This window comes from Rhodococcus zopfii NBRC 100606 = JCM 9919 (genome assembly GCF_001895025.1).
GTDB classification, from domain to species: domain Bacteria; phylum Actinomycetota; class Actinomycetes; order Mycobacteriales; family Mycobacteriaceae; genus Rhodococcus; species Rhodococcus zopfii.
The window spans coordinates 47,743-70,594 of sequence record NZ_BCXI01000019.1 but is presented as its reverse complement, the minus strand read 5'-3'; the positions used below and the strand labels follow the sequence as shown (position 1 = coordinate 70,594).

The window sequence follows — 22,852 nt, the reverse complement described above, 5'->3', positions numbered from 1 at the left end:
GTCTGAACAGCGCAAATATTCGAACTGACTCTTGAGTATGGTGATGATCACACTGGTGCTGGAGATGTTTGTGTGCCTTCTCCAGGCCAATGTGACCACTTTCCCGACATTTCGGTCGAATGTCCAGCTCCGGGCGTGTCTGCCCGATCCGGAGGCTCCGCTGCGGTAGCGTTCGCGCCCAAACCGGCACCGGTCGGGGGCAGCGGGGTCCCCCGGCGCTCCGGAAGGGGAACCGCAGTGGGACGGGCGTTCACAGGGCGTGACGACGAACCGGAATCCGCACCGTCCGCGACCGCACTGCACCGGCCCCCGGAATGGCCGGCAGGCTCGCGGAACCCGCGAGTCACGATTGCGATCGTGCTCGCCGCCGTCGGTTTCGTCCTGGCGTTGTGGCGCGCGGGTACGGGGGTCGCCGACTCGGGCGCGGTGACCCGCTTCTTCCTCATCCTCGCGGCGCTCATGGGGCTGACCGCGCTGTTCGGTTACGTCTACTGGCGACCGCAGCGCGGCGAGCCCGGCGTGCGATACGTGCCGTTCGGCGCCGGCGGCGCTACCGAGCTGCGGTCGCGAACATGGGTGTTCGGGCTGCTCGTCGCGATGGTGGGCTGCGGCGCAGCGCTCGCCGTCGGCGCCGCCGTCGAAGTGTTCGTGTTCAGCGGTGGGTTCCCGTGGGTGAGCCCCGTGCTCGCGCTGCTGGGCGTGCCGTGCGTGGCGTTCGTCGTCGAGGTCCTGCTCGGCCGCATCCGCGGTGGCTCCCTGCTTCTGGGACCCGACGGGATCCGGCAGCGAGGCTGGACCGTCGAGTCGTATCTGCCGTGGGTGTCGGTGGCCGGGGTGCGCGCCGACCACCACGGCTACCCGGAAACCTGGGTGCTCGGCACACCCACCGCGGCGTGGGCCAAGCGTCGTACCAGCCGCATCTTCCGCCTGGATCGGATGCCGGTGGAACCGATGATCGAAGTGGACTCGCGGCGATTCGACATCGACCCGGTGCTGCTGCATCGGGTGCTCGAGTTCTACGCCCGCTTTCCCGAGATGCGCCGCGAGCTGGGCTCACCGCGAGCGACGGAACGGATCCTGCGCCAGGACCTGACGGATCCCCGCTAGCGCCGATCCGTGCCGGCGCCGAGAACACGAGGGGCCGGGGGTATTCCGATTGCGCCCGCGCAGGTAACTTTGATTATCAACAGTCCTGGCACTCGGTGCCAGACTCGAACGTTTCGAGCAGATTGGACAGGACATGACCACACCGGAACCGATCGTCGTCGTCGACGGAGCACGGACCCCCGTCGGCAGCTTCGGCGGCGTCTTCAAGGACGTGCCGGCGCACGAACTGGGCGCCACCGCCGTCAAGGCTGCCCTCGAACGGTCGGGCGTGGCCGCCGACGACATCGACGAGGTCGTCATGGGCTGCATCGGCCAGGTCGGCCCCGACGCCTACAACGCCCGCCGGGTGTCCCTCGGCGCCGGAATCCCCGACTCGGTTCCCGCCTACACCGTCAACCGCCTGTGCGGCTCCGGTCTGCAGGCCGTGTGGTCGGCCGCGATGCAGATGCGGTGGGGCGGCGTCGACCTGGCCGTTGCCGGCGGCGACGAGAACATGTCGCGCATGCCGTTCTACGACTACTCCGCGCGGACCGGTTACAAGCTGGGTAACCGCACCCTCGTCGACGGCACCGTCGGCATGTTGACCGACCCGTTCCACAACATCCACATGGGTGTGACCGCCGAGAACGTGGCCCGCAAGTACGGCATCACCCGCGAGCAGCAGGACGAGTTCGCCGTCGAGTCGCAGCGCCGCGCCGCGACCGCCGCCGCGCAGGCCGCGTTCGCCGAGGAGATCACCGCCGTCGAGATCGGCGGCCGCCGCCCGGTCACCGTCACCACCGACGAGCACCCGAAGCCGGACACCACTCTCGAAACGCTCGGCAAGCTGCGCGCGGCGTTCGAGAAGGACGGCACCGTCACCGCCGGCAATGCGTCGGGCATCAACGACGGCGCCGGTGCGGTCGTGCTGGCCCGCCAGTCCGTTGCCGAGGAGAAGGGCCTGACCGGCCTGGTCACCCTCGAGTCCGTCGCGACCGCCGCGATGGAGCCGGAGCTGATGGGTTACGCCCCGGTTCTGGCGCTGCAGAAGCTGTTCGAGCAGACCGGCACCACGGCATCCGACATCGACACGATCGAGCTGAACGAGGCGTTCGCGTCGCAGGCCGTCGCCGTGATCCGCGACGCCGGACTCGACCCCGAGAAGACGAACCCGTACGGCGGGGCGATCGCGCTCGGACACGCGGTGGGCGCGACGGGTGGGATCCTCACCGTCCGCGTCGCCAAGGACCTGGTGCGCCGCGACCTCGAGCTCGGCATCGTCACGATGTGCATCGGTGGCGGCCAGGCCCTCGCCGCGCTCTTCCGTCGCATCCGCTGATGCGGCGCGCGGTGGGGGTGCGGCTGCGCCCCCACCGCGCGGCTCAGATGCCGCGCGCCCGATCCGCCCAGTAGGGTGCGCGCAGCGACCGCTTGAGGATCTTGCCGGTCGGATTGCGCGGCAACACATCGACGATGTCGATGCTGGTGGGGCACTTGAACTTCGCGAGATGCTCGCGAGTGTAGTCGATGAGCTCGCTCTCCTTGACGGAGCTGTCGGCCACCGGCACCACCACGGCTTTCACGGTTTCGCCCCACTTGGGGTCCGGCACACCGATCACCGCGACCTCGGCGACATCCGGGTGTTCGACGAGCACCCGCTCCACCTCGGGGCAGTACACGTTCTCCCCACCGGTGATGACCATGTCCTTGAGCCGGTCCTCGATGTAGACGAAACCGCCGTCGTCGGCGCGACCCATGTCGCCGCTGCGCAACCAGCCGTCGACGATCGCGTCGTTCGTGGCGTCGGGACGGTGCCAGTAGCCCGGCGTGGTCTGCTCCGACCGCCACCACAGTTCCCCGACGGCGCCGGGTTCCACATCGGTGAGGGTCGCCGGGTCGACGATGCGCATCTCCACACCCGGGAGCGGGGTGCCGGCCGATGCCATCCGCGCGACCTGTGATTCGTCGCGGTGCACGTCCGGCAGCAGCGCGGTGATCACCCCGGCGAGTTCTGTCATTCCGTAGACCTGCACGAACTCGGTGTCCGGCCACGCCGCCAGCGCTGCGCGCAGCAGCGGCAGCGGCATGGGGGCGGCGCCGTAGGTGATCCGTTTGAGCCCGGCGAACGCCGCGATGGCCTGCTCGCCCGCTGCGAGTACCCCGGCGATGACCGGCGGCACCAGGAACGCGATGTTCGCCCCCGCCGCGAGTCCGCCGAACAGCGATGCCGCGTCCGCCTCACGGGTGAACACGCAGCGCCGGCCGTCGTGGATGCCCATCGCCGCGTAGCAGGTGCCGCCCACATGGAACAGAGGCATCGCCACCAACAGGCAGTCCCCGTCGGCGAACGGCAGCACCGACATCACCGCCTCGGCGTGCGCGGCCAGGTTCCGGTGGGTGAGCTGCACGCCCTTCGGGTGACCGGTGGTGCCGGAACTGTAGAGCAGCAGCGCCGTGGTGTCCGCCGCGACCTGCGGCGGCGTCGCCGGCTCGGACCGCGCGACCAGCGGTTCGAACTCGTCGTTGTCGCCGCCGACCACCAGAATCTGCGGGACGGTGCTCAATCGGTCGCGGATGGCGTCGATCGTCTCGGCGAATTCGTCGCCCACGAACAGAATTCGAGGTTTCGCATCGTCGAGTACGTAGACGAGTTCGTCGCCGGCGAGCCGGAAGTTGGGGATCGCGGTGGCCGCACCGAGCGCGGACGCGGCGTAGGTGACCTCGATGCATGCAAGGTTGTTCTTGTCCACGAACGCCACGGTGTCGCCGGGACCCACGCCCGCATCGGCGAGGGCTGCGGCGAGACGCAGCAGTCGCTCGTGCCACTGCGACCAGCTGTGGCTGCGGCCGAGATATCGCACAGCCTCGGCATCCGGTGTCGTGCGCGCCCAGTGTGCGACACGCTCGATCAAGGTGGGACGGATCGACTCGGACATCCGGAGAACTCCTTCTCGGCGGCGCGGCGCCGCGGCCGGTCGAGCACCGCGACGTGGCACAGAGGCTATAGCGGGCGGGTGCCGCCGTCCCGGGATTCGCCGGACCCGATCGACCCGAGGAGGCGGGCGCACTCAGCTCGTGGGGCGCAGGTGCCGGTTGTGGCCGTCCCAGTGCACGTGCGTGGTCACCGCGGAACTGTCCTCGATTCGGCGCACTTCGTAGATGTCGAGGGCGGGAACCTGGGGCACGCAACCCCACAGGGCGTGCCCGGTCATGACGAAGTCGATGTCGAGCCGGACCAGCAGGCCCATCAGCTCGCCGATGGTCGGGTCGTCGATCTTGGCGAAGGCGTCGTCGAGCAGCACCAACCGCAGCGCCCGGTCCACGTCCGGCAGGCTCGAGAGATAGCCGTCGGCCGCGGCGAACAACGTCACGTACGACACGAACCGCGTCTCGCCCTGGGAGATCTTGGCGCGCTTGGAGATCCGACGCTCCTGATCGGGTTCCGGACCGAGGATCGTCACGTCGACGGTGTGCCAGTTCCGGTAGTCCAGCGCCTGCGCGAGGTGCGCGGCGTACCCGGCGGACGGATCCGTCGTGTGCGCCGCCTCGACGCGCCGGCGCAGCATGTCGATCAGTTCCGCGCCGTTGCCCGTGCCGGCCGGATCCGCCAGCAGCGCCGTGATGCGGGCGATCTCGTCGTCGCCGCGGTTGGGCACCCACCCGATACGCACCCCGATGCCGTGGCTGGTGCGGCTGCCCGACAGGCTCACGTTCATCGCGTCGACCAGCTCGCCGGCCCGCTCGATGCGGCGACGCAACTCGTCGGCGACACCACCGAGCACGAACCCGGTGAACACGTCCCGCTCCCGCTGGGTGAGCGCGCGCCTGCCCTCGTCGACCCGTGCGGTCACGTGCTCGAGAACCTCGGTCGGCGTTCCGTCGGCCCCTGCCCCGGCGATCCGGACCACGTGCACGCCGTCGTCGACCGTGTGCTCGACGTCGAGCTGCCCGGACACGGCCCGCCCGAACTGCTGCAACGCCGCCAGGACCCGGTTCTGCCCGGCCGTCTTACCGGACGGCAGGGCCGCGCGCACCGCATCGGCGACCGCACGCACCGTGTCCGGGTCGTCGGTGTGGGCCACCGGATCGACCTGCACGTCCGTGGCAGCGGCGATCGGCGGGAGCTGTAGCCGCGCGGACAGAGTGGCGCCCGCGGCGACCAGTTCCTCCCGGTCGCGGACCAGACGCTCGCGGATCGCCGAGCAGCGCTCACGCACCTGCGCGACGTCCTTGCCGAGCTGCTCCCGGTGCGCCTGTGTGCGGCGGCACTGCTCCTCGGTACGTGCCTGCTCGGTGGTGGAGTTCGACAGTTCGGCCTCGAGCTCCGCCACGCTCATCGCGACGGCCTCGTGTTGCGCCGCCACCACGGCGGCCTTGCCGTGCCATTCGTGCCAGCGGGTCTCGGCAACCGCCTCGGCCTCGATGCGCCGCGCAGCGCTGCCCGCGAGACGGCGAATCGCGCGGTCGTGGCGGTCGCGGCTCGCGCGCACGTCGTCGAGACCCCGGGCGAGGTCGACGCAGGCGCGCCCGGCGTCGGTGCAGGTGGCGACGACCGTGTCGAGGGCCGCGACGGCGGACGGCATCTCGAAATGCGCGCATGTGGCGCGGTGGGTGTCGAGGTCGGCGGACCAGTGGGCGCGCAGCTCGGCGGCACGGTCGCGTGCTGCGGCCGCCGCCTCGGCGCTGCGCACCGCGCGGGCCTCGTGCTCGCGGGTGCGGACGCGCGCCTCCCGCAGTGCGATCGACCGCGGCGCGGTCGGCAGGTGGGCATCGAGTTCGCGTCGATCCCGTTCGAGGGTGCGGCGGCGCTCGGCGCGCTGCGCGGCCGCGGTGTCGACGGCGGCGAGTTCCGCGGCGAGTTCCTCGAGTCGTGCGGCGTGGCGACCGGAGTCGTCGGAGGTGTGTGCGCCGATGAACCGGGCCTCGTCGGCGGTGTGGCGTCCGCGCAGCACGCCGTTGTGCCAGCGTCCGTCCCGGGAGACCGACGCGACCGCGCCGGCGTCCTCGAAACCGATGGCGGCGAGCACCGTCGCGATCGCCGTCGCCGGCACCGGGGCGGTGGACGAGGGGACGAGCACCGTGGACAGCGGGTGCCGCGGCGGTTCGTTGCGGGGTGAGACGAGGACCTGACCGGACTGGGCGCGCAGGCGGCCGTCCCCGTCGACGGTGGCGGTGAGGAACCCGGCCGCGAGTAGTGCCGCCTCCACTCCCGCCCGGTCGTCCGTACCGAGACTGTCGTCGAATTCGACTACGCGCCAAAGGGGTACACCGTCGTTTTTGCGCCGCCACGGCGCGTCCTCGGGCCCGGGCCGCCGGTCGGCTTCGAGGGTCTTGCGTTCCTCGAGCAGGGCCGTGCGGATCCCGGCGGCGTCCTGGTCGGCGAGCTCGAGCGCGGCGAGCTCGGCGGCGATGTCGTCGCGCGCGGTGCGAGCGGCGCTCTCGGGCAGCCGGTCGAGTTCGCTCAGAGCGGAGTCGGAGTCGGCGTCGTCGCCACCGGTGCCGGTGAGGGCCTCGAGGTCGGTGGAGAGCGCCTGCAGGAGATCGGGTCCGGACTGTTCGACCGCCGGCAGCAGCCGCATGGTGCGGGCATCGGTGATCCATGCCCGCCACCGGCGGTTGAGATCGATGGCGGCATCGTCGCGGAACCGGGTCGACTCCGCGAGGTCGGCGCGGTCGCGTTCGGCCTCACCGGCGGTGCGTTCGGCGTCCGCCTCGGCGGCGCGGACGGCGCGTTCGGCGGCCTCCAGGCGGCGGGCCTCCTCCAGTCGCCGGCCGGCGCGGTCGCCGCGGCGCTGGGCGGCGGTCGCCGCGGCGTGGGCGGCGTCGCGCGCCGAATCGAGGTTGTCGGGCCGCAGCCGCAGATCCGCGACGGCGGGACGTACCTGCGCGGTCGGCACGGTGTCGCGGTCGGTGCGGACCGGTTCCATGCGCAGCGGGGCGGTGTCGATGTGCAACAGCAGTTCGGTCGGCAGCGCGGTGTGCGGCACCGCTGCCGCGGCCAGGTGCGCTTTCGCCTCGGCGAGCAGTTCGGCGGACCGGGACACCGCGGCGGTGAGCTCGTCGACGTACTCGGCTGCGACGTCGGCGTCGGCCTGTTCGTGGTGCCGAGCACGACCGGCGCTGTCGAGCGCCTGGTCCGCGGCGTCCGCGAGGGCGGCGACGGTCGCGCGGCGCTGGGCGAGATCGTCCGCGTCCCGGAACAACGGGCGTGACTCGAGTCCGCGGACGGCGCGTTCGAGTTCGTCGAGTTGGTCGCGACGTTCGCGCAGCCGGGTGTCTGCGGCGGCGGACTGTGTTTCCAGGTCCGCGGCATCGGCGTCGGCGTCGGCGAGTTCGGTGATCGTCGCCGATACCCGATCGGCGGCGCGCGCCGCGGCGTCCGCGGCCTCGCGCAGCACGTTCGTCGCGTATCGGCGGTACACCTCGTGAAACTGTTCGAGTTGTTCCCGCGCTCCTTCGAGATGTTCCTGGGCGGAACGGGTTTCGGTGAGTCCGTCGAGACGGTCGCCCGCGGTGGTGAGCAGGTTCTCGCTCAGTGGCGGCAGCGCGTCGGACAGGATCTGCGGCAGCCGTCCCTCGTCGATGCGGTTGCCCACGTCGGGGGAGCGCAGCGTGTGCAGCAACTGCAGCAGGCCGGTGTACCGGTCGCGTCCGGATTCGCCGCGCAGACCGAAGACGTCTGCGCGGACGGTGTCGCGGTGTTCCTCGGGGTTGCGGGTGACGCGGTCGGCGCCGACGGCGGCGATCAAGTCGTCGCGGGAGAGCGGCATCCGATGCTCGTCCACCAACGTCAGTTCGTGACCGACACGCAGCCCGGTGGTGAAGAGGTGCACCTCGCTGCGATGCGCGGCGGTGCTGTAGCGGATGTGCGCGCCGATCGTGAAATATTCGTCCGGGCGAGCGAGTTCGAGCCACAGATAACCGACACGGTTGTCCTGATCGCCGGCGCCGGTCCGCATGAGCTCGTCCAGGTTCACCTTGCCGGCACCGGTCGCGTCCATCCGTTTGCGGTCGCCGTCGAGCAGGTACGGCAACAGCATCTCGAGCGCGCGGGACTTGCCGGACCCGTTGGTGCCGCGCAGGATCAGCCGGCCACCCGACAGTGTGAACTCGGTGTCCAGGTAGTGCCAGACATTGACGATGCCGGCACGTGAGAGCCGCCACCGCCGGGCGGGGTGGGGCGCGGCGAGCGGATCGGGGGATCGGGTCATGGTGCGGGTCTTTCGGTGGCAGTGTCTCTTTCGGCGGCCGCGAGCCTTTCGGAGGCGGTCGGGCGATAGCGCGCGGTAGGGGCGTGCAGCACGAGTCCGTCGTCGTCGTGGTGGGCCAGGTGCAGCTCGACGAGTAGATCCGTGATCTCGCGGCGCAGGCTGCCGGGGTCGCGCACGTACCGGGCCCGCCAGCTGCGTGCGTGGGTGGACACCAGGTGCGCTATCGCGAGGTCCACCGCGGATGCGGGAATCGCCAGGTTCGCCCCCGGGGTCGGTTCGTGTTCCTCGATCAGGGATGAGATGAGAAGCAGCGCAGCCTGTTTCAGAGTTCCGGCTCCGGGGAACGACAGGTCGGTGAGAGTGCCGTCCGCGTCGTAGGCAAGGGCGCCTTCGGTGCGGACCTCGAGGGTGAGTCCGAAGTCCTCGTCGAGCCGGTGCGCCAGTTCGACCCGGTCGCGATGCAACTCCTCGAGTTCGTCCGGGTCGAGGTCGTCGCGGGCGACGACCGGATCCTCGACGAGCCTGCGGTACAGCCGCACCCGCGCCGGCACCTGCGGACCGGGTACGGATGCGGGCGGTGCGAGCACGTGGGCCAGCAGTGGCCGGTGCACGTCCAGCACACCGTCGCCGCCCCCGGTGGCCCACCCGTCGACGATCCCGGCGTCGTCGGTCAGCACACCCCACTCCTGCAGGGCCCGCAGCGCCGCTACCAGCTGCCGCCGGTCCGCGACCGGATCGGAGCCGGCGATACCGAGTGCGGTGGCATCCCCGTGGACCTGCTCCGCCAGCGCCGAGACCAGCACGTGATCGCCCATGCCCGGGGCGAGCAGCGCCGCACAGACCAGCGTCAGATGGGCATAGGTTGCGGCTCCGAACGGTTCGCCGCCGTCGCGCAGCAGCGGCCGCGGCGGTGAGGCCGCGGCCGGAGCAGCCTTGACCAGACGCGCGAATGTCGATTCCACGACCAGGTTGTAGCCGAGGCGTGTCGAGAACATCGTGCGCAACGCGGTCGCGTGCCGCCGGATCGATGCCAGGGCTTCCGGGTCGCGGCCCGCGGTGACAATCGGCTGCTGCAGCAGGATGCGCGCCGCGTCGCGGCGTCCCGTCGCGTCCTGCGCGGCGGTACCGGTACCGGTCGTCACTGCGCACCCACCTGCCACGGATCCACGACGGTTGCGCGCAGCAGGACCGCGTGTACCGTCAGATCCCCGTCTGGGCCGTGCACCACGGTGTCCGGTCCCGGCGCGGCGTGCAGGCACAACCCGAGGTCGCTGTCGTGGACCCGGACCGCGGTGTCCAGGGTGCGGTGCTGGGCGAGCAGCGCCGCGAGCCGGTCGAGCAGCAGTTCGCGCGCCGCGGCGGACACGGTCGCACCGTGCAGGTCTCCGGCAGCGGCGAGTTCGGCCGCGGCGGCACGACGCGCAGCGGTGTCGGCGCGGGCGAGCGCGGCGATCCGACGACGGTCCGGAGTCGGGTCCGGGACGCGCGCACTGTGCCCGCGCGGAGACCGGTCCCCCCGTTCCCGTAGCGAGATCGGTACCGGCACGGGATCGGCGTCCCACCACGACGTGCCCGCCCCGATCCGCGGGTCGGGCTCGTCCGGCCCGAGAAGCAGGTGCCGGCTCGGGTACGCAGCGAAGCTCGCGGCGAACAACCGATGTGCCTGCGCGTCCGAGGATTCCGCGAACCGGCCCGCCAGCGCCAGCAGATCGGAGCGCCGCGACCCGCCCGCGCCCGCGGGCGCGAGGCGTCTCCGGGTGTGACCGAGTAGCCGTCCCAGCGCCTGACCCGCCGCCTCCCTCAGCTGCTTCGGCCCGGCATCCGCGGCGTACCACGCGGCGAGCTCCTCCCAGTCGCTGCGGCTGCGGCCCGCAGGCAGGACAACCGGGATGCCGTCGGGAAGGGGCGGGCCGGGCAGCGCCGCCAGCAGCGGATCGAGCCGGGGGATCAGGTCGTCGAGCCGTGCCGCGATGACGGGGGTGTGCCGGGTGACATCGCCGTCGAGCAGATCGACGTATTCGAGCAACAGTGTCTTGAGCCGGCCGAACTCGTCCCCCGACAGGTCGAGCCGGGCCAGCAGGTCCCCGAGATACGCGTAGAAGTCGGCGATGCTGTCGGTGAACGTCCGATGATGCGTGAACACGCTGGTGACGAGGCCGGCCACCGTATCCGGATCGGCGCGGGCGCTCTCGAGCGTGCCCGCGAGGCGGGCGAGATCCGCGGAGATCACGCCGAGTACCTCGCGGGCCACCTCGCGGGCACCGCCGCGTGCGGTCAGGATCGCGGTGGCCTCGCGATGCACGCGCCCGCCGAACACGGACACCCGGAACCGGTCGCGGGCGGTGTCCGTGTCGACACCCGCTGGGCGGGTCGCGGTCAGATTGCCCCACTCGACGAGGCGGCGGCAGCGTTGCTCGACGATCTCCGCGGTCAACGGCCTGCCCGGGATGCGGTCGGCGATGTCGGCGGCGGACAGATCGGAGGCGAGCGTGCCGGACAGGCAGGCCACGACCGCGAGATAGTCGTCGGCGTGGTCGTCGGTGAGGTGGCGGAACAGATCGCGGCGGCGGTGATCGCCCATTGCCGTGCCTACCTCCCCACCCGAATTTCAAGGTACGGACAGGCTAGCCGGGGTCCGCGGACCGGGACCATCCGGTGCGGAAAACCACGGCCCGCGGTCGCGGCCCCGGAGATGGTGCGCACCGGGCGGGTCCGGTCGCGTCGAGGCGACCGGACCCGCATGACCCGAGGCGGGATGCCGGCTCGCGCGCGGGGCGTGAATCTCTGCGTCCGAATCGCACGTGTTTCGTCTGTAGGGGTGTCGATGTCGATCGCGGGTCCCCGGATTCGACGTACCGGTGGAAGCACGGCGAGGAGGTGAGAGCGATGTTGACCACGCATCTGTTGTCGGGTCTGACCAGCGAAGAGGTGGATCTGATCGTGGCGGAGGAACTGTATCTGCTCGACGCCACCGAATGAGCGCCGTCGATGCCCGCACGGGGCGTATCCGCCGAACCCGGCACATTCGGCCGCCCCCCAATTTCCTTGTGGAATTGGGGGTTTGGTCGCGCGCTACGCCGGGTGGAGCTCACGCACCGGAAGTCGCTCACGCAGTGGGGAAACGCCTTGCCCGTCCCCGCGACATGGCAGGGCGGGAACGGGACAGGACGGGAACCTGGTGCTCAGCGGGCCCGGGACGGCCGAACCCGGCGGATCAGGGTGGGGACGGCGACGACCATCAGCCACAACCCGATCGCCGCGATCAGGGCGGTGGCGGTGTCACCGCCGGTCGCGGTGCCGAGCACGTGCCCGCGCAGGGCGTCGGTGGCATGCGCGACCGGATTCAGCGTCGCCGTCGCCCGCATCCAGCCGGGCATGGTCTCGAGCGGCGCGAACGCACTCGAGACGAACATCAGCGGCATCATCACCATCATTCCGGCGAACTGCACCACGTCGGGGCGGCGGAGCCGATCCCCGATCAGTCCGAACAGTGCACTCATCGCTCCGGCGAGCACCACCAGTACCGATACCGCGGCGACGGCGTCAGCGGGGGTGCCGTGGAACTCGAAACCCATTGCTATGGCAGCGATCCCGAGTAGCATTGCGCGGGCCAGGGTGAACACCGCTTCGTTGAGGGTGCGGGCCACCCCCGGCAACCCCGAACGCATGGGCAGGGCCGCGAACCGATCATGAAGACCGTTGGTGTGATCGATCGCCGCGGACACCCCGGCGTTGGTGCCGGCCATCACGGTGGAGACGGCGAGCATGGCGGGGGTGAGAAAGTCGATGTAGCTGACCCCGGCCGGGAATCCCGGTCCGGCGGCGACGCTGCGGAACACCTGGCTGAACAGCACCAGCATCGCCATCGGCATGGTCAGCGAGAACATCAGCAGTTGCGGGACGCGGGCGCTGGTGCGCAGGTTGCGGACCGTCAAGGCGGCGAGCTGGCTCCCGAACGGGGAGGCGGTGACACGGATGGTGGTCATCGGTGGGCTCCAGTGCTGTGAGCGAGGTGGGCGAAGACATCGTCGAGGCTCGGCGAGGTCACGTCGAGGTCGGTGACGGCGGTGCCGGTCCGGTGCAGATCGGCGACCAGTGCGGTGGCTGCGGGGGCGTCGTCGACGGTGACCGACACCCGGGTCCGGGCGCCGCCGTCGACCGGGTGTTCGGTGGTCGGGGCGAACGGCAGCCCGCCCAGCCGATCGGTCGGGACGGTGGCGGTCAGGACCTTGCCGCCGACGATCCGTTTCAGCTCCGTCGGGGTGCCGCGGGCGGCGATCCGGCCGCGGCGCAGGACCACGATGTGATCGGCGAGCCGGTCGGCTTCTTCGAGGTACTGGGTGGTGAGCACCACGGTGGTGCCCGCGTCGGTGAGTTCCTCGACGACGTCCCACAGCCCGGCGCGGGCGAGCGGATCCAGTCCGGTGGTCGGCTCGTCCAGGAACAGCACCGACGGGGAACCGACGAGGCTGGCGGCCAGGTCGATCCTCCGGCTCGATCCTCCGGACAGTTCCCCGACCCGGCGGGTCGCGTACTCGTGCAGCCCGAGCTTCTCGATCAGGGCATCGGCCCGGGGGCGCGCGGTGCGGCGCAGTCCGGTCAGTCGGCCGATCAACTCCAGATTCTCCCGCGCGGTGAGGAATTCGTCGAGGCCGGCGTACTGGCCGGTCACCCCGATGCGGCGGCGAACCGTGGTGGCGTCGGCGACGACGTCGAGGCCGTCGATTCGTGCGCGCCCGATGGTCGGGGGCACGAGGGTGGTCAGCGTGCGGATCAGGGTGGTCTTCCCGGCGCCGTTGTGCCCGAGCACTCCGATCGTGGTTCCGGCAGCGGCCTCCAGGTCTACGCCGTCGAGGGCCCACATTCTGCCGTAGGCGACGTGCAGATCCTCGACCAGGACGGCCGGGGCGGTCATCGCGCACCCCCGGCCGGGTCGGCGGCGGGACGGGCGGACATTCGGGTGGTCATCACGGGTTCCTTTCGGGGCTGACAGTGCCCCCAACCCGATCGGGGGGCCGCTTCCTCAGACGAACGACCCGTGTCACGGACGCACACCCACCGGCGGGACCTCGGGCCGAGGGACTGCGCCGCATCGGACCTTTCCGCCGGAGTGGACCGGACAGGCAGTCGCTTCGCGCTGCCGGTCGGCGGGCGGACCCGGCGGCGCGCGGCCTGGGAGTGATCCAATGGCGGGACCGGATCGTCGTCACCGGATCCGCACCCGACCGAGGAGAAACCCACGTGAGTGCACCGCAGACCGTGTTGTATGCCGAAGACCTGGTCGTCGGCGACCGGATCGGATTGGGGACCCACACGGTCGGGGAGGACGAACTGGTCGACTTCGCCCGATCCTGGGATCCGCAGTGGTTCCACACCGACCGTGATGCCGCGGAGTCGGGGCCGTTCGGCGGCCTGATCGCCAGCGGAATCCACACTCTCGCGGTCGCGCAGCGGCTCACGGTCGAGGCTGCCTACGCCCGGTGGGCGGTGATCGCCGGAAGGCAACTGCGTCAGGTCCGGTTTCTCGGTCCGGTGCTGCCGGGAACCGTCCTGACCGGGACCTATGTGATCGACGACGTGACCATCGACGATCGCGGTCGCGGGTTGGTCACGGCCACGGTCACCCTCGTCGACGACGAGGGAAGGGCCGTGCTCGACGGGACCGTCGAGTCGTTCGTGCGGTGCCGCGGATAGGCCGATTCGTGGTCCGCGCCACCCGAGGCTTACAGTTGCGCTGTGCAACAGAACCACTCCGCGGTCGGAGATGTCGCCGGCACCGAGCGCCGGCTCGCTTCGGCTGCCGCGGGTGAGGTGTACGACGAATTCGTGAACCTCGTCCGCTTCCTGACCGCGGGGGAACGTGCGCACGACGGTGCGCTCAGTCTGGCGCAGCACTCCCTGCTCGGGTACGTCGACCGGCACCCCGGGTGTCGCGCGACCGACGTCTCGGACGCCTTCGGTGTCAACCGATCCACCGTGTCCCGTCAGCTTCGCAGTTGCATCGAAGCCGGCTGGGTCGCGGCGGAACCGGGACCGACCCGGCTCGGACACCCGTTGAACCTGACCGATCGCGGCCGGACCGTCCTGTCGGACACGGTCGCACGCCGGCACGACGAAGTTCGTGCAGGACTTGCCGGTTGGGGCCAGGATGAACTCGACCGGTTCGTCCACCTGCTGCGCCGCTTCCGTCACGGTGTGGACACCACGTCCGCCGCGACGACCGACCCGAACGATGGAGATGCCCGTGCGTGAGTACTCGACCCCCGCCCAGTTCACCGTCGGTGACGACGAGTCCGTCGTCCGCACGGTCTTCGTGCACGCGGAGAAGACCCCGCACAGGGTGATGTTCTCGCGTCCCGAGGGTGAGAACGATTGGGTCGCGGTGACCGCGAGCCAGTTCGCCGAGCAGGTCTCGGGTGTCGCGAAGGGCCTGATCGCCAACGGTGTGCAGCCCGGGGACCGCGTCGCGCTGCTCTCGGCGACCCGCTACGAGTGGTCGCTGTTCGACTACGCGATCTGGGCTGCGGGCGCGGTGTCGGTGCCGATCTACGATTCCTCGTCCACCGATCAGATCCACTGGATCCTGCAGGACTCCGAGGCCGCGTTGGCCGTGGTCGAGACTGCCCGCCACGAGGCGCTGTTCGTCGGCATGCCCGAGACGCTGCGCCGCATCGTGCAGATCGACGGAGGCGCCGTGGACACGTTGATCGCCGAGGGCGCCGGCGTCGACGACGCCGAGCTGCAGGCCCGCCTCGAGGGCATCCGCGCCGACGACCTGGCCTCACTGGTCTACACCTCCGGCACCACGGGCCGGCCCAAGGGCTGCATCCTCACCCACCGCAACTTCCTGTCCGAGGTCCGCGCGATCCTCACCTCCGCGGTCGGAGCGGTCGCCAAACCCGGCAACCGCGGTCTGACCTTCCTTCCGCTCGCGCACGTGCTGGCCCGTGCGGTCGCATTGGCGCTGTTCGAATCCGGCACCGCCCAGTCGCACTGGTCGGATTTCTCGAGCGTGTCCGCTCAGTTCGAGCGGTACTCGCCGAACATCATCCTCGGCGTGCCGCGCGTGTTCGAGAAGGTGCGCGATGCCGCCGCCGGCAAGGCGGCCGCGGGGGGCAAGCTCACAGCATCCATCTTCCGGTTCGCGGAGGAAACCGCCGTCGCCTACAGCGAGTCCCTCGATCAGGGTGGTCCGTCGCTGTCGCTCAAGGCCAAGCGCACCATGGCCGACAAGCTCGTCTACGCGAAGCTGCGGGCCGCGATGGGCAACGACTGCTGGTACGCGATCTCCGGCGGCGGTGCGCTCAGCCCGAAGCTCGGCCACTTCTTCCGTGGCGTCGGCGTGCCGATCTACGAGGGTTACGGCCTCACCGAGTCCACCGCGGCGCACAGCGTCAACACGCCCGGCGCGCAGAAGATCGGTTCGGTCGGCCAGCCGATGGGCGGCAACAGCACCCGCATCGCCGAGGACGGCGAGATCGAGCTGCGCGGCGGCGTGATCTTCCGGGGCTACTGGCGCAACGAGAAGGCCACCGAGGAGGTCTTCCGCGACGGCTGGTTCCGCACCGGCGACCTCGGTGAGATCGACGAGGACGGCTACGTGTACATCACCGGCCGTAAGAAGGACCTCATCGTCACCGCCGGCGGCAAGAACGTCTCGCCCGGCCAGCTCGAGGACCGCATGCGCTCGCACACGCTGGTCTCGCAGGCCGTGGTGATCGGCGACGGTCGCGCCTACATCACCGCGCTGCTCACCGTCGACCCCGACGTGTTCGACAACTGGAAGGCCGAGAACGGCAAGCCCGCGACCGCCACGATCGCTCAGCTGCGACACGATCCGTCGCTGCGCGACGCGATGCAGAGCATCGTCGACGACGCCAACTCGACCGTCTCGCACGCCGAGGCGATCAAGAAGTTCGTGATCCTCGACCGCGACCTGACGGAGGCGACGGGTGAGCTGACTCCGACGCTGAAGATCAAGCGAAACGTCGTCACCGAACGCTTCGCCGAGGACATCGAGAGCATGTACGCCCGCTGACCCGCACGAACCGACGCGGACCCACCCGAATCCGGATGGGTCCGCGTCGTCGTTGTCGGGTGTCGTTGTCGGGTGTCGTCGTATCGGATGTGTGCGGGGAATGTCAGCCGCGGACGGCGGCGGCGAGCGCGGCGAACCGGTCGTTGCCGGCAAGGTCGTCGAGCAGCACCGCCCGGCCGTTCCCGTCGGCGAGCGGGATCCGCCAGTTCGGGTACTCGTCGTCGGTCCCCGGCTGATTCTGGCTGCGCCGTTCACCGACCGCATCGACGAGCGAAACAGCCAGCAGCGCCGACGGGCTCGCCGCGATCAGCCGGTGCAGCGCCTCGACGGTCTGCTGGTCGTCGACGTTGCCCCCGGTGTCGTCGGGGTCGACCGGAGGGAGCAGACCACGGTCGCGGGCGAGCCGCAGCACCGCATCGCGTTCCTGTGCGGCGTCGGCGAGCTCGTCGTCCAATGCGCGTTCGAGCAGACCGAGTTCCGAGCGCAACCGCACGTGGTCGCCGGCGAGATAGCCCGCGGTGGGCGGCAAGTCGTGCGTGGTCACCGACGTCAGGCACAGCTGCCGGTAGCTTTCGGGCGGGCGCGGATCGTGCCCGTCCTTCTCGAACCAGAGGATCGACGTACCCGCGATACCGCGACCGGCGAGGTACTGCTGCACCCAGCCCTCGAACACACCCAGATCCTCGCCGATCACCGCGGCCCCGGCGCGCTGCGCCTCGAGCACCAGGATGCCGACGAGCGCCTCGTGGTCGTACCGCACATAGGTGCCCTCGTCGGGGGAGCAGCCGTCGGGAACCCACCAGGTGCGGAACAACCCGAGGATGTGGTCGACGCGGAGCCCCCCGCCGTGCCGCAACGCCGCCCGCAGCACATCCCGGAACGGCCGGTATCCGAGTTCGGCAAGCCGATCCGGACGCCACGGCGGCTGATTCCAGTCCTGACCACGCTTGTTGAAATCGTCGGGTGGGGCACCCACCGTCACTCCGTTGGCCAGCGCATCGCCGAGTGTCCACGCGTCGGCGCCGTTGCGGCGCACCCCGACCGCCAGATCGTGCACGATGCCGAGGTCCATACCCGCAGTCCGCGCGGCCTGCTGGGCCGCCGCGAGCTGCTCGTCGCACACCCACTGCAGCCAGCAGTGGAAGTCGATGCGGTCGGCCAGTTTCGCGCGCAGCCGCTCGGTGTCCGGATGATCCGGGGACGGTGCGCGCTGCGCCCAGCGTTCGGGGCGGTCTCCGAACTTCTCGGTCAGCGCGCACCACAACGCGAAATCGGCCAGCGGCCGGCCACCGTCGGTGCGGAACGCCTCGAAACCCACCTGTCGGGCCGCCGAGCGCGGCACCCGGTAGACGTGTTCGAGCACATCGAGCTTCGCGCGCAACGTCGTGTCGCGGTCGAGCCGCTTACCCTTGCGGTTTGCGCGTGCGAAGCGAGCCGCGTACTCGGTGAGTCGCTTGTGGTGCTTGGCGGGCAGATAGGCCGTCTCGGGGATGGTCTCGACCCGCAGATACAGCGGATCGGCGAAGCGCCGCGACGACGGCAGATAGGGCGACGGCTCGACCGGGGGGCGGGGATCCCCGGCGTGCACCGGATTGACCAGCAGGAAATCGCCTCCGTACCGTGCGCCGGTCACCGCGGCCAGATCCGCGAGGTCCGCGAAATCGCCCAGGCCCCACGACCGGCTCGACCGCACCGAATACACCTGTGCGGCAACACCCCACCGGCGTTTCTGCAGCAGCCGGTCCGCGCCCGCGAGGCGAGCGGGTGTCACCACGAGCGTCGAGGCGGCCTCGACATCGTTGCTGCGCGCGTGGAGCGTGTGCCAGCCCGGCGGAAGGTCCGGTATCGCGAAGGTCGCCCGGCCCACCAGCCGGCCGTCGACCGAGCGCGGATCGACCCACACGTCGAGCTGCTCCGCGTCGATCTCGGTGCCGTCCTCGGCGACCACCCACACCTCGACGGGATCACCGTGCGGCACGTGCACCGGAAAGGTCCGGTGCACGCCCTCGACCACGACGAGCGACGGCGGCACCATCTGACGCCACGGCCGGTTCGGGATGTCGTCGAGGGAGGCAGCGATCTCCTCGTCCGAGCCGGCGGGGACGTCGAGCGCCGCGAGGACCGCTTGCAGCGTGGTGTCGCCGACGTAGTGTTCCTGCCCGTCCCAGCCCCGGTACGAGCAGGAGACGCCGGAACGATCGGCCAGTTCGCGAAGCTTCACCGTCGCCGTCACGAAATGCGATCATGCCAGGAAAAGATCCGTCCGTCAGTGCGGAAGGAGCGGATCATGCCTGTCGTCGACATCGTCTCCGGAGACATCACCCGGATCGCGGCGGACGCCATCGTCAACGCGGCGAACTCGTCGCTGCTCGGCGGGGGCGGGGTGGACGGCGCGATTCACCGTGTCGGTGGCTCCGACGTCCACGCGGCCTGCCGGAACCTGCGCGCCACCACGCTCCCGGACGGGTTGCCCGCGGGCGACGCCGTCGCCACCACCGCGGGCCTGCTGCCGGCCCGGTGGGTCATCCACGCGGTCGGGCCGGTGTACTCCGGCACCGAGGACCGGTCGGCGATCCTGCGTTCGGCGTACACACGCGCTCTCGTCGTCGCCGACGGGCTCGGCGCCCACACCGTGACGTTTCCGCTCATCTCGTCCGGGATCTACGGGTGGCCGGTGGACGATGCCGCCCGGCAGGCGGTCGCCGCGATCCGTGAGTCGGTTACCGGAGTGGAGCGAGCCGTGATGGTCGCGTTCGACGCGGTCGCGGAGGACGCGCTGCGCCGGGCGGCGACGAGCACCGACCGCTAGTCGAAGAGCGTCGGCTCGTCCGGGTCGTCGAACAACGCCGGCTGTTCCGGTGCCACACGACGCGCGGGCTTGTCGCGCCTGGTGGATGCAGCGCGCGGTGATTCCTCGGCCGGACCGTCGAGGAACTGCAGTGCCGCGGTGAGGGATCGGCCCGTCAGTTCCCACTCGAGCGCACGGGCGTCGGCGGCCTCCACACCCTCGTCGTCGCCGGCCGCGGCGCGCTCGAGCGCTTCGCACTCCCAGCCGACCTGCTGCTCGACCGTCATCGCCAGGAACCGTTGAAGCTCGGTGGGCTCGTTGGCGCCGATCGCCGCGACCGTCTTCACCTGGATCTCCACCGCTCCGTGCTGGTGAAAGTCGCGCAGCGCCAGCAGCGCGAGCGGCAGGTCGTCCTCCGACTCGGGGGTCCACAGCGGGTCCTCGTCGTCGTCCGGCCCGCAGACATGGTCGGGTTCGCGAAGCAGCTCGCCGCCGAGATGTGTGGCGAACTCCACGTCCAGTGTCTCGAGGAACTCGGCCATCCGGTCCAGCGCGGACAACAGATGCGCGGGCACGAACGGCGCGCTCGGCAGGTGCAGCGCGACCGCGACCCGATCCTCGACCAGCACGAACTTCAGGTGCGGCCAGCGGCGGTTGAGGTCGGCGACGACCTCCGCGGCACGTGTGCGACCCGTGATCGTGTGCACGATCGGTGCGAACAGATCCACCGTCCCCGAACCCTGCCCGATACCGACGAACAACAGCACCCCGGCCACACGCAGCACGATGTCGCCGTCGTCGTCCCACGGCGGCGCCGACCCGATCCGCTGCTGCACGGTCGACTCGACCAGTTCGCGCAGGTGCTCCTCGCCGGTCGATTCGACGGCCACCGGCAACGGCGGGGCCTGAGGAGTCTCGTCGACGACCAGGATCGGTTCGAAGGTCCGGCCGGGATCGGGACCGAACGTCTCGATGCGCAGGAAGAGCGGGTGCGGGACCCCCCAGATCTCGCGTAGCGCCCGAACGGACACGGCCGCCAGCTCGTCCGACCAGCCCGTGAGCCGGTCCATCCAGTACGCGGGGGAGCCGCCGTCCTCCGGGTCGTCGGGGCCGCGGGTCGGTTCCTGCAGACCGAGATCGGTCAACAGCGCGCGATCGCCAGTGCTCAGCTGACGGTCGCCGGCGAGGTGCGCATCCGAGGGCACCTCGCAGCGCACCTGCCCGCCGTCCCACGCATAGAACTGCACGCACGGCCCCGCGGGGCCTGCGGACTCCTCCGTCAACGGTTCGAGCACCAGTCCGTCGCCGTCGCGCATCGCCGCCACGTAGTCGCCCAGGCGCACCCGGAACTCCCTCCAGGCCCGCTCGACGTCGCGATCGAACCGGGTGTCGGCCGTCTCCCATGGCGTACCCGGCATGATCCGCCTCCCATCCCGCTGTGTCCCGAACGATGTGCCGGAAAGACTAGCGGGGGACACCGACAAACGACGGGTGTCGCAGGTCGCGGTTGTGATCGGACTGATCGGAACGGTTCCGCAGCATCGGTGCGGCGCGTCATCATCGCCACATGATCGGATCTGCCGTGCTCGCCCGTGCCGTCGCCGCCGTCCGCGAACTCGTGGACGCCACCGGTGTGTCCGAGTGTGCCGGCGACGCCGTCGCAACCGCGGCGATCACGCTGACGTTGTGAGCGAGTTCGCCGCCGATGTCCTCGTCCTCGGTGGCGGACCCGCTGTTGCGGGGCGGCCGCAGCAGAATCATCAAAAACATTTGTGGTACAGCCATTCCTGGCCGTATCCGGCGGGGATCCGGCGATCCGGGAACTGATCGCTGCCGGCTGTGCGGCAGACCCGGCGCCGAGCGGGTCCATCGGCGACGCCTCGACGCAGACGCCCCCGCCACCTCACAGGTAGCGGGGGCGTCGTGTGCCCGTGGGTGATTACGGAAGGGTGAGCACCTGGCCCGGGTGGATCAGATCCGGGTTCGCGATGCCGTTCGCGTCGGCGATGCGCTGGTACTGGTTGCCGTCGCCGTAGATGCGCTCGGCGATGGCCCACAGGCTGTCGCCGGGTGCGACGGTGTGGGTGCGCGGCGCCGGCGGGGCCGGGGGCGCGGGCTCGGCCGGGGCGGGAGCCGGCTCGGCGGGTGCAGCGGGGGCCTCGGTCTGCGCGACCGCGGTGTCGGTGGCCCACACGGCACGATCACCGGCGTACAGCACGACGTTGCGGTCGTCCTGCACGGTCAGGCGCACGCCGGAGTTGCCGCTGGTCTGCGACGCCCACACCGGCTCGTTGTTCTCCTTGTAGACGACGAAGTTGCCGTCTTCCTGAACATCGGCGCGCACCGCGCCGGAGCCGTTCGTCATGGCTGCCCAGACGGCCTTGCCGCCTTCGTTCAGCACGAGGTTGCCGTCCTGCTGCAGCGTCAGGCTGTAGGCACCGTTGTCGGACTTCAATTCCTGGCCGACGCCGAGGCTCTGGCCTGCGTTGAGAGAGCTCACCGCTGTCCCTTTCGGATCGATGTAACACGGTCGGCGCGCGCCCGGAGGCGACGGCCGGAACGAACAGTACAGACGTGTCGGGTCGTGCCGGGGTATTGGACATACAGCCCGCGTGTTTTGATCGGTTGCGTCACATTCCCGGGCCACGCACCGCTTCTGCCACTGCCGCGTGACCGGCCGCGATCCCCGAGGTGAATCGTCCGAGACCCCGTACGAAGGCGCCGATTTCGGCGAGCGCGTGCGCACCCTCGGGCACCACGGCCGCGGCCGCCTGGAACACGTGCAGCTGACGTTCCCAGACCTGCAGTTCGCACGGGACCCCGGCCGCCCCGAGGCGCTGCGCCATGAGTTCGGCATCGGCGAATGTCATCTCGTGGGAGCCGGTCTGGATCAGGGCCGGTGGCATCCCGGCGAGCTCGGCGTCGACGGGGGAGCCGACGGGATCGTGCCCGCCACCGCGCGCGGCGTCCACCCGTTCGATGAGCGTGCTCAGCGCGGGCACGGCCCGACGCGGAAACAGCGCACAGTGCCGCGAATTCGGATGATCGAGCTTGCCGCGCGGATCCAGGTCGGTCAGCGGCGAGAGCGTGACGACCCCGGCGGGCCGGCCGAGACCCGACCGCAGCGCCTCGAGTGCCACCGCGAACGCGAGGAACCCGCCCGCGGAATCACCGGCCAGCACGATCCGCTCGATCGGCCGACCGCGGGCGAGGAGCCAGCGCAGACCGGCGACGCCGTCCTCGACCGCGTGGCGGATCGGGTGGCGGGGCAGCATCCGGTAGCCCACATTGAGGACCGGAGCCCCGGTGGCCGCGGAGATCCGCGACACCATCTGGCGATGGGTGGCCAGGCCGCAGCACAGGAACGCGCCGCCGTGCAGATACAGGATCGTGGTCGCAGAGCCCCGGCCGTGTTGTTCGCCGTCGGCTGCGGGAGCAACGAGGTACTCGGCGGGGCAGGACGGCAACCGCACGGACCGTCGCAGGGTTCCCCGCACCGGGGACATCGGAAACGCGAGCCGTTCGACGAGCGCGGTCGGCCACGGAAGGCTCGGGCTCAGCGCCCACGCGTCGATGACCGGACGGACGCTGCGTCGCACCGACAAGGTCAGGGCCTGGGACGGGAGACTGACGCCGGAGAACTCGCGGACTCGCACCGGGGCGGTCACGAGGGCGGTCGTGGAAGCGGCGGTCGACAGGGCTGTTCGTGCCAGTGCGGTGTTCATGCGC

At 70.7% G+C, this 22,852-nt stretch carries 17 protein-coding genes; 7 read left to right on the top strand and 10 right to left on the bottom strand.

Going from position 1 to position 22,852, the window contains the following annotated elements:
- Positions 1-237 precede the first annotated feature (237 nt).
- Together RZ1_RS14495 and RZ1_RS14490 are read left to right on the top strand one after the other, a co-directional pair.
- Entirely contained in the window at positions 238-1,107 is an 870-nt protein-coding gene (locus RZ1_RS14495) for a hypothetical protein (protein ID WP_244899333.1), read from the top strand.
- A gap of 133 nt (positions 1,108-1,240) precedes the next feature.
- A complete protein-coding gene (locus RZ1_RS14490; RefSeq protein ID WP_072812878.1) occupies positions 1,241-2,425 on the top strand; it encodes a thiolase family protein in 1,185 nt (394 codons plus the stop codon).
- A 43-nt stretch (positions 2,426-2,468) separates the two neighbouring features.
- On the opposite strand, the gene RZ1_RS14485 is transcribed toward RZ1_RS14490, so the two are convergent.
- The 6 genes from RZ1_RS14485 to RZ1_RS14460 form a co-directional block, all read right to left on the bottom strand.
- A complete protein-coding gene (locus RZ1_RS14485) occupies positions 2,469-4,022 on the bottom strand; it encodes a long-chain-fatty-acid--CoA ligase (RefSeq protein ID WP_072812876.1) in 1,554 nt (517 codons plus the stop codon).
- Positions 4,023-4,154: 132 nt separating this feature from the next.
- Positions 4,155-8,297, bottom strand: a complete 4,143-nt coding sequence (locus RZ1_RS14480) for a TIGR02680 family protein (protein WP_072812874.1) — start codon at positions 8,295-8,297, stop codon at positions 4,155-4,157.
- Complete coding sequence (locus RZ1_RS14475; protein WP_072812873.1) at positions 8,294-9,439, bottom strand: TIGR02678 family protein; 1,146 nt, start codon at positions 9,437-9,439, stop codon at positions 8,294-8,296. The genes RZ1_RS14480 and RZ1_RS14475 overlap by 4 nt, the downstream gene beginning before the upstream one ends.
- Positions 9,436-10,878: a DUF2397 domain-containing protein gene (locus RZ1_RS14470; protein ID WP_072812871.1), complete on the bottom strand. Its 1,443-nt coding sequence runs from the start codon at positions 10,876-10,878 to the stop codon at positions 9,436-9,438. The genes RZ1_RS14475 and RZ1_RS14470 overlap by 4 nt, the downstream gene beginning before the upstream one ends.
- Before the next feature lie 601 nt (positions 10,879-11,479).
- A complete protein-coding gene (locus RZ1_RS14465) occupies positions 11,480-12,283 on the bottom strand; it encodes an ABC transporter permease (RefSeq protein WP_072812869.1) in 804 nt (267 codons plus the stop codon).
- Entirely contained in the window at positions 12,280-13,212 is a 933-nt protein-coding gene (locus tag RZ1_RS14460; RefSeq protein WP_072812867.1) for an ATP-binding cassette domain-containing protein, read from the bottom strand. The genes RZ1_RS14465 and RZ1_RS14460 overlap by 4 nt, the downstream gene beginning before the upstream one ends.
- A 326-nt stretch (positions 13,213-13,538) precedes the next feature.
- Between RZ1_RS14460 and RZ1_RS14455 the strand changes: the two genes are divergently transcribed.
- From RZ1_RS14455 to RZ1_RS14445, 3 genes are read left to right on the top strand one after another with little or no spacing between them, the layout of a single operon-like run.
- On the top strand, positions 13,539-13,991 hold the full coding sequence (locus RZ1_RS14455) for a MaoC/PaaZ C-terminal domain-containing protein (protein WP_072812985.1): 453 nt from the start codon (positions 13,539-13,541) through the stop codon (positions 13,989-13,991).
- Between the two features lie 42 nt (positions 13,992-14,033).
- Positions 14,034-14,549, top strand: a complete 516-nt coding sequence (locus RZ1_RS14450) for a MarR family winged helix-turn-helix transcriptional regulator (RefSeq protein WP_238072152.1) — start codon at positions 14,034-14,036, stop codon at positions 14,547-14,549.
- Positions 14,542-16,335, top strand: coding sequence for an AMP-dependent synthetase/ligase (locus RZ1_RS14445; RefSeq protein ID WP_072812983.1), 1,794 nt, complete (start codon positions 14,542-14,544; stop codon positions 16,333-16,335). The genes RZ1_RS14450 and RZ1_RS14445 overlap by 8 nt, the downstream gene beginning before the upstream one ends.
- Before the next feature lie 103 nt (positions 16,336-16,438).
- Here the strand turns inward: RZ1_RS14445 and malQ are convergent, their stop codons facing one another.
- A complete protein-coding gene (malQ, locus tag RZ1_RS14440) occupies positions 16,439-18,568 on the bottom strand; it encodes a 4-alpha-glucanotransferase (RefSeq protein ID WP_072812866.1) in 2,130 nt (709 codons plus the stop codon).
- A gap of 54 nt (positions 18,569-18,622) precedes the next feature.
- On the opposite strand from malQ, the gene RZ1_RS14435 reads away from it, so the two are divergent.
- Positions 18,623-19,144: an O-acetyl-ADP-ribose deacetylase gene (locus RZ1_RS14435; RefSeq protein WP_072812980.1), complete on the top strand. Its 522-nt coding sequence runs from the start codon at positions 18,623-18,625 to the stop codon at positions 19,142-19,144.
- Here RZ1_RS14435 and RZ1_RS14430 read toward each other — a convergent pair.
- Positions 19,141-20,541 carry a T3SS (YopN, CesT) and YbjN peptide-binding chaperone 1 gene (locus RZ1_RS14430; RefSeq protein WP_072812864.1) on the bottom strand — a complete coding sequence of 467 codons (1,401 nt, stop codon included), beginning with the start codon at positions 20,539-20,541 and terminating at the stop codon, positions 19,141-19,143. The genes RZ1_RS14435 and RZ1_RS14430 overlap by 4 nt on opposite strands.
- Positions 20,542-20,690: 149 nt before the next feature.
- Here RZ1_RS14430 and RZ1_RS31675 point away from each other — a divergent pair, with 149 nt between their 5' ends.
- The gene (locus tag RZ1_RS31675; protein ID WP_280522827.1) at positions 20,691-20,813 is read left to right on the top strand and encodes a hypothetical protein; all 123 of its coding nucleotides are present in this window, start codon (positions 20,691-20,693) and stop codon (positions 20,811-20,813) included.
- A gap of 249 nt (positions 20,814-21,062) precedes the next feature.
- On the opposite strand, the gene RZ1_RS14425 is transcribed toward RZ1_RS31675, so the two are convergent.
- Positions 21,063-21,623, bottom strand: coding sequence for a LysM peptidoglycan-binding domain-containing protein (locus RZ1_RS14425; protein WP_072812863.1), 561 nt, complete (start codon positions 21,621-21,623; stop codon positions 21,063-21,065).
- Between the two features lie 130 nt (positions 21,624-21,753).
- The gene (locus RZ1_RS14420; RefSeq protein ID WP_072812861.1) at positions 21,754-22,848 is read right to left on the bottom strand and encodes an alpha/beta hydrolase; all 1,095 of its coding nucleotides are present in this window, start codon (positions 22,846-22,848) and stop codon (positions 21,754-21,756) included.
- Positions 22,849-22,852: the final 4 nt, after the last annotated feature.